The organism is Craterilacuibacter sinensis (assembly GCF_009831765.1).
Lineage (GTDB): Bacteria > Pseudomonadota > Gammaproteobacteria > Burkholderiales > Chromobacteriaceae > Craterilacuibacter > Craterilacuibacter sinensis.
In genome coordinates, this window is the sequence record NZ_WSSB01000008.1 from 95,919 (window position 1) to 103,253 (window position 7,335).

Consider the following 7,335-nt stretch of genomic DNA (forward strand, 5'->3'; position numbering starts at 1 on the left):
CCATTCCCGAGTTCCTGATCCCCACTCACAACTCCGCCCGCAATACCGCTAAGGGTGGCGCATTGGCGACACGGCCGACCAGCGGCCAGCCCGCGCCGCACACCACCAACATGCCCAGCAGCACGCCACCGGGCAGCAGCCACAGATTGGGCGTAAACGGCAAGGCCAGCAGCTCTTTGGCAATAACGGCACCAGTCAGCATGGCGCCAGCGCCGGCAAGAAAACCGGACAAGGCACCGATAAAAGCCAGTTCGGACAGCAAGACCACGCGCAACTGGCGGCGCGAGGCACCCAGCGCCCGCATTAGCGCCATATCGGCCAGCCGCTCATGCCGTGTTGCGGCAAAAGTCGCCCACAACACCAGCACACCGGCGGCCAGTGACAATAAAAACATCACTTCAACCGCCCGCGACAGGCGCTCGACCACCGCACGCACTTCGGTAATGATGACGCCGATGTCTATCACCGTCAGATTGGGAAAACGTGCCAGCAACTGGCTGACAAAGCCCTCGCTCTCGGGCGGCAGACGAAAGCTGGTGATATAACTGGCGCGCTCGCCGGCAAACCAGTTTGGCGGCGCCAGTACAAAAAAGTTGGCGCGAAAATTATCCCAAGCCACCTTGCGCAAGCTGGTGACTTTGGCCTGGTAAGGCGTGCCGGCAATATCGAACGACAGACTGTCGCCCAAGCGTATGCCCAGCGTGTCGGCCAGTCCCGCCTCCACCGAAAACTGTGGCGTGACGCGGGCGCCCTCCCACCACTTCCCAGCCACAATCTGGTTGCCGGCCGGCAGGCTGTCGCGCCAGGACAGGTTGAATTCGCGCTCGGCCAGGCGCCGTGCACGTTCATCTGCCAGCTTGGCCGGATTAACCGCCTTGCCGTTGATGGCCAGCAGGCGCGCCCGCACCATGGGCGAGAGCTCGGGTGCGGGCCTGCCGCTTTGCACGAAACTGTCGCCAAGCGCCGCGCGCTGATCCTCCTGGATATTGATGGCAAATTTATTGGGCGCATCCGGCGGAATGCTGTTCTGCCAGCTATTGATCAGATCGCCGCGCACCACGGTCAGCAGCAGCAAGGCCATCAGCCCCACCGACAAGGCCACCAGCTGAATCAGCGCCAACCACGGCCGCCGCGCAAGGTTGGCAACACCATAGCGCCAGCCAAGCTTGCCCGAACGGCGCGCCAGTCGCCGCACCAGCGCAAGCAAAGCCATGCTGACCAGCGCGACCGCGACAAAAAAACTGCCCAATGCTCCCAGCAACCACAGGCCCAGCGTTGCATCGCCCACCTGCCATGCCGCCAGCAGCAATAAAGCCGACAAGGCCAGCACCGGCGCCAGCGCACCGATACGCGGCGCCCCCGTTTCACTACGCATCACCCGTAATGGCGACACCTGGCGCAGGGCAAGAATGGGCGGCAAAGCCAGTCCCAACAGCAAAACCAGAGACGATAGCGGCCCCAGCAAACCCAGCCACCAGGCCGGTTGCGGCAGGGTTTCGACACCCAGACCCGAAGCCACGCTGATCAGCAGCCATTGCAAGCCATAACCCAGCCCGGCACCGATCACCCCGCACGCCAGCGCCAGCATGGCGAACAGCAAGGCAAACACTTGCCACACTTCGCCCGACCCCATGCCCAGCGCACGCATCACCGCAACGCTTTGCCAGTGGCGCGCCAGATAACGGCGCACCGCCATCGCAACCGCGGCCGCCGCCAGCGCCACCGTCAGCATGGTGGCGATACCCAGAAAGCGCCGCGCCCGCTCCAGTGCGGTTTTCACCTCGGGCCGCGCTTCTTCTATGTTTTCCAGCCGCATTCCGGGCGTCAGATGGCTTTTTGCCCAGCGCCGGAACGCCTCGACCTGGCGGCCATCGCCCGCCACCATCAAACGGTAGCGCGCACGGCTGCCCTCCTGAATCAGGCCACTGGCGGCCAGATCGGCCTGATTGAACACCAGCCGCGGCACAAAATTGTAAAGATCCAGCGCACCGTCCGGCTCGCGCAAAATCTCGCCCGCTATGGTCAACTGCAAGCGCCCCACACCCAGGCGGTCTCCTAATTTAAGCTTGAGACGCGACAACAGGCGTGCATCCACCCAGGCTTCCCCTTGCGCCGGCGCAAAGCGTCCGTTCTGCTCGCGCCCATTCATCAGGCGCAGGCTGACTTCACCGCGTAGCGGATAGGCTGCGCTCACCGCCTTCAGATTGGACAGCGCTGCCTCATCGCCGGCAAAGCTCATCGAAGGGAAAGACACACTGCTGGCCAGACTCAGCCCCAGGCGCCGCGCCTCGTCCTGCCATGGTGCCGGCAGCGGTGCATTGGCATTGACCACCAGATCGGCCGCCAGCAAGCGCGCGCTTTGCTGGCTCAGCCCGCGTTCGATACGGTCGGCAAAAAACGACACGCTGGTCATCGCCCCCACCGCCACCACCAGCGCCAGCAGCAGCACCCCCAGCTCGCCCGAACGCCATTCGCGCAGCAACAATCTCAAGGCAAAAGCCCAGCGTTGCAGCAGATTCATACCCCCGCCCCCAGCAAACAACCATCATGCAGGCGATAGATGGCGTCACAACGCGCGGCCAGATCCGGGTCATGCGTCACCAGCACGAGACTGGTGCCTTGTTCGGCATTCATCCGGAACAAAAGATCGATCACCTGCTCGCCCGCCACCGGGTCCAGGCTGCCGGTGGGCTCGTCGGCAAACAGAAGCTCGGGATCGGTCACAAAGGCACGCGCCAGCGCCACACGCTGCTGCTCGCCGCCGGACAAATGGCGCGGATAATGCTTAAGCCTATGCCCCAGCCCCACCCGCTCCAGCCTTTGCCGCGCAAGTGCAGCGGCGTCTTTGCGGCCACACAGCTCCAGAGGCAGCATCACGTTTTCCAGCGCGCTTAACTGCGGCAGCAACTGGAAACTCTGGAACACGAAACCCACGCGCGCACGGCGCAGCGCGGCGCGGCCATCTTCATCCAGTTTTGACAAGGGTTCGCCAAACAGCGTCACCTCGCCATAACTTGCCTGATCCAGCCCGGCAAGAATGGCCAACAGGCTGGACTTGCCCGAACCGGATGCGCCAACGATGGCGATGGTCTCGCCACGCGCCACCGCCAGACTGACATCGCGCAAGATAGTCAGCATCTCGCCGTGATAAGCCACTTGCTTGCCCACGGCGCTGGCACGCAAAATGGCGGTCGTTTCTCCGGATGGATTCATCATGTTCCGCTTGCTTGTTGTATGTTGTATGTTGTGGTGCACGCCAGTCATGGCCGCCACCGTACTGGTATTCGGCGATAGCCTGTCCGCCGGTTATGGTTTGGCCTCCGGCCAGGGCTGGGTCTCGCTACTGGAAAAACGTCTGGCACCCAAACACAAGGTCGTCAATGCCTCGCAATCAGGCGAAACCAGCGCCGGCGGCCTCGCCCGCCTGCCGCAGGCACTGGCACGGCACAAGCCCGATATCGTCGTACTGGAACTGGGTGGCAACGACGGCCTGCGCGGCCTGCCACTGTCTGTAATGGAAGCCAATCTCGCACAAATGGCTGCGCTGGCCCAGCGCAGCAAGGCCAAAGTCGTACTGGTCGGCATGGCGCTGCCCCCCAACTATGGCCCGGACTACACGGCAAGGTTCCGCAAGGCATACGACAATGTGGCAAAAAAACACAAGACGGCGTATGTCCCGGTACTGGTTGCCGGCTTTGAAAGCAAGCTGGCTCTGTTCCAAAACGACGGTATCCATCCGAACGCCCAAGCGCAACCATTGATGGCCGCAACGGTAGAAAAAGCACTGCGCCCATTACTGAAGTAAAAGCCTGCGCCAGCCGCCTGCCCCTGATCCGGTCTGCATTCTCCTGCGTCCCACCCGCTAAACAAAAAAACCCGCACCAATAGGTACGGGCTTTTCCCTGCGCGCGACAGACACCCGCCCGCTGATATGGCGTTACGGCTGCGAGTTGCGAATCAAGCCGGCGAGGCGCTCAATCCCCTCTTCAATCCTATGCGCCGGAGTATGGCTGAAATTCAAGCGCAGATGGCCGATACCCTCTTCCGGCACCGGATAAAACGGCTCGCCCGGCATAAAGGCGACATCATGCTCCAGCGCCAGCTTAAGCAGACTGCGCGTATCGCGCTTCTGCTTCAGGGTCAGCCAGAAGAACAGACCGCCGCTAGGCAACTGCCAGTCAGCCAGATCGGCAAAATGCTTTTCCAGCGAAGCCTGCATCGCATCGCGCCCGGCACGGTAAGTCGCACGCAAGCGGGCAATATGGGCGGGGTAAGCGGCATCATTCAATGCCCGCGCCGCAAACCACTGGCCGACACGGTTGGTATGCAGATCGGCCGCCTGCTTGAGTTTGACAAGGTAGGGATACAGGTCGGGCGTGGCAATCAGATAACCTTCGCGCAAGCCCGGTGCCAGCGTCTTGGAAAAAGAGCCGGCATAGATCCACGAGGCCTTCTTCAGATGCGAAACCAGAGGCGCAGGCGCATCCCCGTCGTAGGACAATGCACGGTAGGGATCATCCTCGAACAGGGGGACACCGGCCTGATCAATCACCTCAGCCAGCGCAGCACGGGTAGCCTCGTCGTAACAGGCACCGGACGGATTCTGGAAGCTTGGAATCAGATATGTCATGCGCGGCTTGAATTCGGCCAAGGCCTGCGCGAGATCAGCTGGATCTAGCGAACCCTGCTGCTGGGGAACAGCATGCACGCTGGCGCCAAACAGATTGAAAACCTGCAAGGCCGCCAGATACGTCGGCCCTTCGGTCACCAGAGGCGTACCCGGGTCAACAAACAGTTTGGCAGCCAGATCCAGCGCCTGCTGCGAGCCGGACAGAATCAGGACCTGATCTGCACCGCACGCTATCCCCATTTTCTGCGCCTCGCGGGCGATGGCCTCCCGCAGCTCGGGCTCGCCTTCGGTGGTGCCATACTGCGCCAGCGCTTGCGGCATATCGCTAAAGTCAAGTTCGGGCAGGCACTGCGAAGCCGGCAGGCCGCCGGCAAAAGAGATCACTTCGGGGCGTTGTGCTGCCGCCAATATTTCGCGGATCAGCGAGCCGGACAAGCGTTCGATACGTTGAGAAAACATGGCAGCCTCTTGATAGTCTCGGACATTAATGTCAATATATTTGACCAATTTACCGAGCACCTAGGCTGCTGTCAATATGCCTGATAATTACAGCAACAAAGAAATCCGCCACACGATGGCGACATTTTTCCACGCCTATCAGGCTTTTACTGCCAAGCCTGACCAGATGCTGGCCGAACGTGGCTTGGCGCGCGTGCATCACCGCATCCTGTTTTTTATTGCTCACCAGCCCGGGCTGAATGTGGGCGAACTGCTGCAGGCGCTGGGCGTCAGCAAACAAGCCATCAACTTGCCGCTACGCCGGCTGATCGCGGACGGGCTCATTGAAACCCATAGCGCCAGCCACGACCGCCGGGTCAAACTTTTACAGCTCAGCCCAGCAGGCCAGGCGCTGGAGCAAGCTTTATTCCAGGAACAACAACGCCTGCTGACGCAGACGTTTAAGCAGCTGGGCCCCCAGGCCAGCAGCCACTGGCTGGCACTGAACGAGGCCCTGGCTGCACGCGAGGGTGCGGCGTCAATCTAGACGCTGATAACGCACGGCACAGATTTCGATTTCTTCCATCCCGTCCGGCCCGCGCAGCACCACCACGTCGCCCTCGCGCGCCTTGAGCAAAACCCGTGCAATCGGGGCAATCCAGCTGATATGGCCGCGCTCGGGATTAATCTCGTCCACACCGACAATGCTCAGGGTTTGCGCCCTGCCATCCCCGCGCACGATATCGACCGTGGCCGAAAAGAACACCTGGTCACACGCTTCGCGCAACTCGGGGTCGACCACTTCGGCCACTTCCAGACGCTTGGTAAGAAAACGGATGCGGCGGTCTATCTCGCGCAAGCGGCGCTTGCCATAGATGTAATCGCCGTTTTCCGAACGGTCGCCATTGGAAGCCGCCCAGTTGACGATCTGCACCACCTCCGGACGCTCGCGGTGCACCAGTTGCGACAGCTCATCCTTGAGGCGGCGCCAGCCGGCCGGCGTGATGTAGTTCTTGCCAGTGGCGGGCAGTCGGCTCTCGGCCGGCAAGCCTTCCTCGAGATCGTCATCATCACTTTCGCGTGTAAATGCTTTATTCATCCCTTGCCCTTTCTACAAAAAAACCGCCCGCAACACAAAGTGCACGGGCGGTTATCGGCTAGCCTGCCATCAACAAGACGGCGTTTTAGCGGCGCTTTTGCAAACCGGTCGAGGTCAGACCCGACCACTTCATCACGCCGGCCACTTCAGCTTCGTTCAGCTCGTAGAACTGGCCGCGCTTCAGGCGGCCCGGCAAGCCGACGGTACCGAAACGGATACGGATCAGGCGGCTGACGGTCAGGTTGAAGTGTTCGAACATACGACGCACTTCGCGGTTACGGCCTTCCTTGATCACCACATTCACCCAGTGGTTGGCGCCTTCTTCACGCCCGCCCAGCTGATAGACGCGCTCGAAATGCGCCGTACCATCTTCCAGCTCAACCTCTTGCGTCATCGCCTTCATGATTTCCGGTGTCAGCTCGCCCAGCACGCGTACCGAATACTCGCGCTCGACTTCAAAGCTTGGATGCATCATGCGGTTAGCCAGCTCACCACTAGTAGTCACCAGCAACAGACCGGAGGTATTCACGTCCAGACGGCCGATGGCCACCCAACGGCTGGACTTGGCCTGCGGCAGGCGGTCGAATACAGTCACACGGCCTTCCGGATCGTCGCGCGAAACGATTTCACCTTCCTGCTTGTGATACATGATGATGCGCGGCAGACGGTCGGCCCACTTGAGCTTGACCGGATGACCTTTCACCGTCACGCGATCATGCGGACCCACGCGATCGCCCAATACGGCCACTTTGTTGTTGACCAGAATCAGGCCGGCTTCGATCATCTCCTCGACTTCACGGCGCGAACCGGAACCCGATGCTGCCAGCGCTTTTTGCAGGCGGACCGGCTCGATCTTGTCCAGATCTACGCGGGTCTCGCGCAGACGCTGCGCCTTCTCGGCGATCGCCTGGGTTGGCGCGCGCAAAGCCAGTTTCTTGGCGCGCGGCACTTTCGGCCCCTCGCTACGCACAAACGGCTTCTTGTCGCCAAATGCACCACTGCTGCGGCCCTGAAAGCCACCTTCACGCGGGGCATCGCCATCACGGCGCACGAACGGCTTCTTGTCGCCGGAGTTGCCGCGTGGCTGTTCGCTGCGGTCGCGCTGGCCGTAGCCGCCTTCACGCGGTGCATCGCCATCGCGGCGCACGAACGGCTTCTTGTCGCCGTA

General features: G+C 61.6%; 7 protein-coding genes. 2 read left to right on the top strand and 5 right to left on the bottom strand.

Annotated elements, in window-relative coordinates; genetic code table 11:
* Positions 1-25: 25 nt before the first annotated feature.
* Complete coding sequence (locus GQF02_RS10015) at positions 26-2,521, bottom strand: ABC transporter permease (protein ID WP_160796827.1); 2,496 nt, start codon at positions 2,519-2,521, stop codon at positions 26-28.
* Positions 2,518-3,213 (bottom strand): ABC transporter ATP-binding protein, encoded by a 696-nt coding sequence (locus tag GQF02_RS10020; protein WP_124735714.1) that lies wholly within the window; start codon positions 3,211-3,213, stop codon positions 2,518-2,520. The genes GQF02_RS10015 and GQF02_RS10020 overlap by 4 nt, the downstream gene beginning before the upstream one ends.
* A 49-nt stretch (positions 3,214-3,262) precedes the next feature.
* On the opposite strand from GQF02_RS10020, the gene GQF02_RS10025 reads away from it, so the two are divergent.
* Positions 3,263-3,805, top strand: coding sequence for an arylesterase (locus GQF02_RS10025; protein WP_235930144.1), 543 nt, complete (start codon positions 3,263-3,265; stop codon positions 3,803-3,805).
* 132 nt (positions 3,806-3,937) lie between these two features.
* Here GQF02_RS10025 and GQF02_RS10030 read toward each other — a convergent pair whose 3' ends face one another.
* Complete coding sequence (locus GQF02_RS10030; protein WP_124735701.1) at positions 3,938-5,089, bottom strand: aminotransferase-like domain-containing protein; 1,152 nt, start codon at positions 5,087-5,089, stop codon at positions 3,938-3,940.
* A 76-nt stretch (positions 5,090-5,165) separates the two neighbouring features.
* Here GQF02_RS10030 and GQF02_RS10035 point away from each other — a divergent pair, with 76 nt between their 5' ends.
* Complete coding sequence (locus GQF02_RS10035) at positions 5,166-5,615, top strand: MarR family winged helix-turn-helix transcriptional regulator (RefSeq protein ID WP_124735702.1); 450 nt, start codon at positions 5,166-5,168, stop codon at positions 5,613-5,615.
* Here the strand turns inward: GQF02_RS10035 and greB are convergent.
* Positions 5,607-6,167: a transcription elongation factor GreB gene (gene greB, locus GQF02_RS10040; protein WP_160796829.1), complete on the bottom strand. Its 561-nt coding sequence runs from the start codon at positions 6,165-6,167 to the stop codon at positions 5,607-5,609. The genes GQF02_RS10035 and greB overlap by 9 nt on opposite strands.
* Before the next feature lie 85 nt (positions 6,168-6,252).
* The gene (locus tag GQF02_RS10045; RefSeq protein WP_407924827.1) at positions 6,253-7,314 is read right to left on the bottom strand and encodes a pseudouridine synthase; all 1,062 of its coding nucleotides are present in this window, start codon (positions 7,312-7,314) and stop codon (positions 6,253-6,255) included.
* Positions 7,315-7,335: the final 21 nt, after the last annotated feature.

Excerpts from the sequence above, each read along its gene's own strand:
- GQF02_RS10020 (WP_124735714.1), bottom strand. The coding sequence starts at position 3,213 with ATGAATCCATCCGGAGAAACGACCGCCATTTTGCGTGCCAGCGCCGTG.
- GQF02_RS10025 (WP_235930144.1), top strand. The coding sequence starts at position 3,263 with ATGGCCGCCACCGTACTGGTATTCGGCGATAGCCTGTCCGCCGGTTAT.
- GQF02_RS10035 (WP_124735702.1), top strand. The coding sequence starts at position 5,166 with ATGCCTGATAATTACAGCAACAAAGAAATCCGCCACACGATGGCGACA.
- GQF02_RS10015 (WP_160796827.1), bottom strand. The coding sequence starts at position 2,521 with ATGAATCTGCTGCAACGCTGGGCTTTTGCCTTGAGATTGTTGCTGCGC.
- GQF02_RS10030 (WP_124735701.1), bottom strand. The coding sequence starts at position 5,089 with ATGTTTTCTCAACGTATCGAACGCTTGTCCGGCTCGCTGATCCGCGAA.
- greB (WP_160796829.1), bottom strand. The coding sequence starts at position 6,167 with ATGAATAAAGCATTTACACGCGAAAGTGATGATGACGATCTCGAGGAA.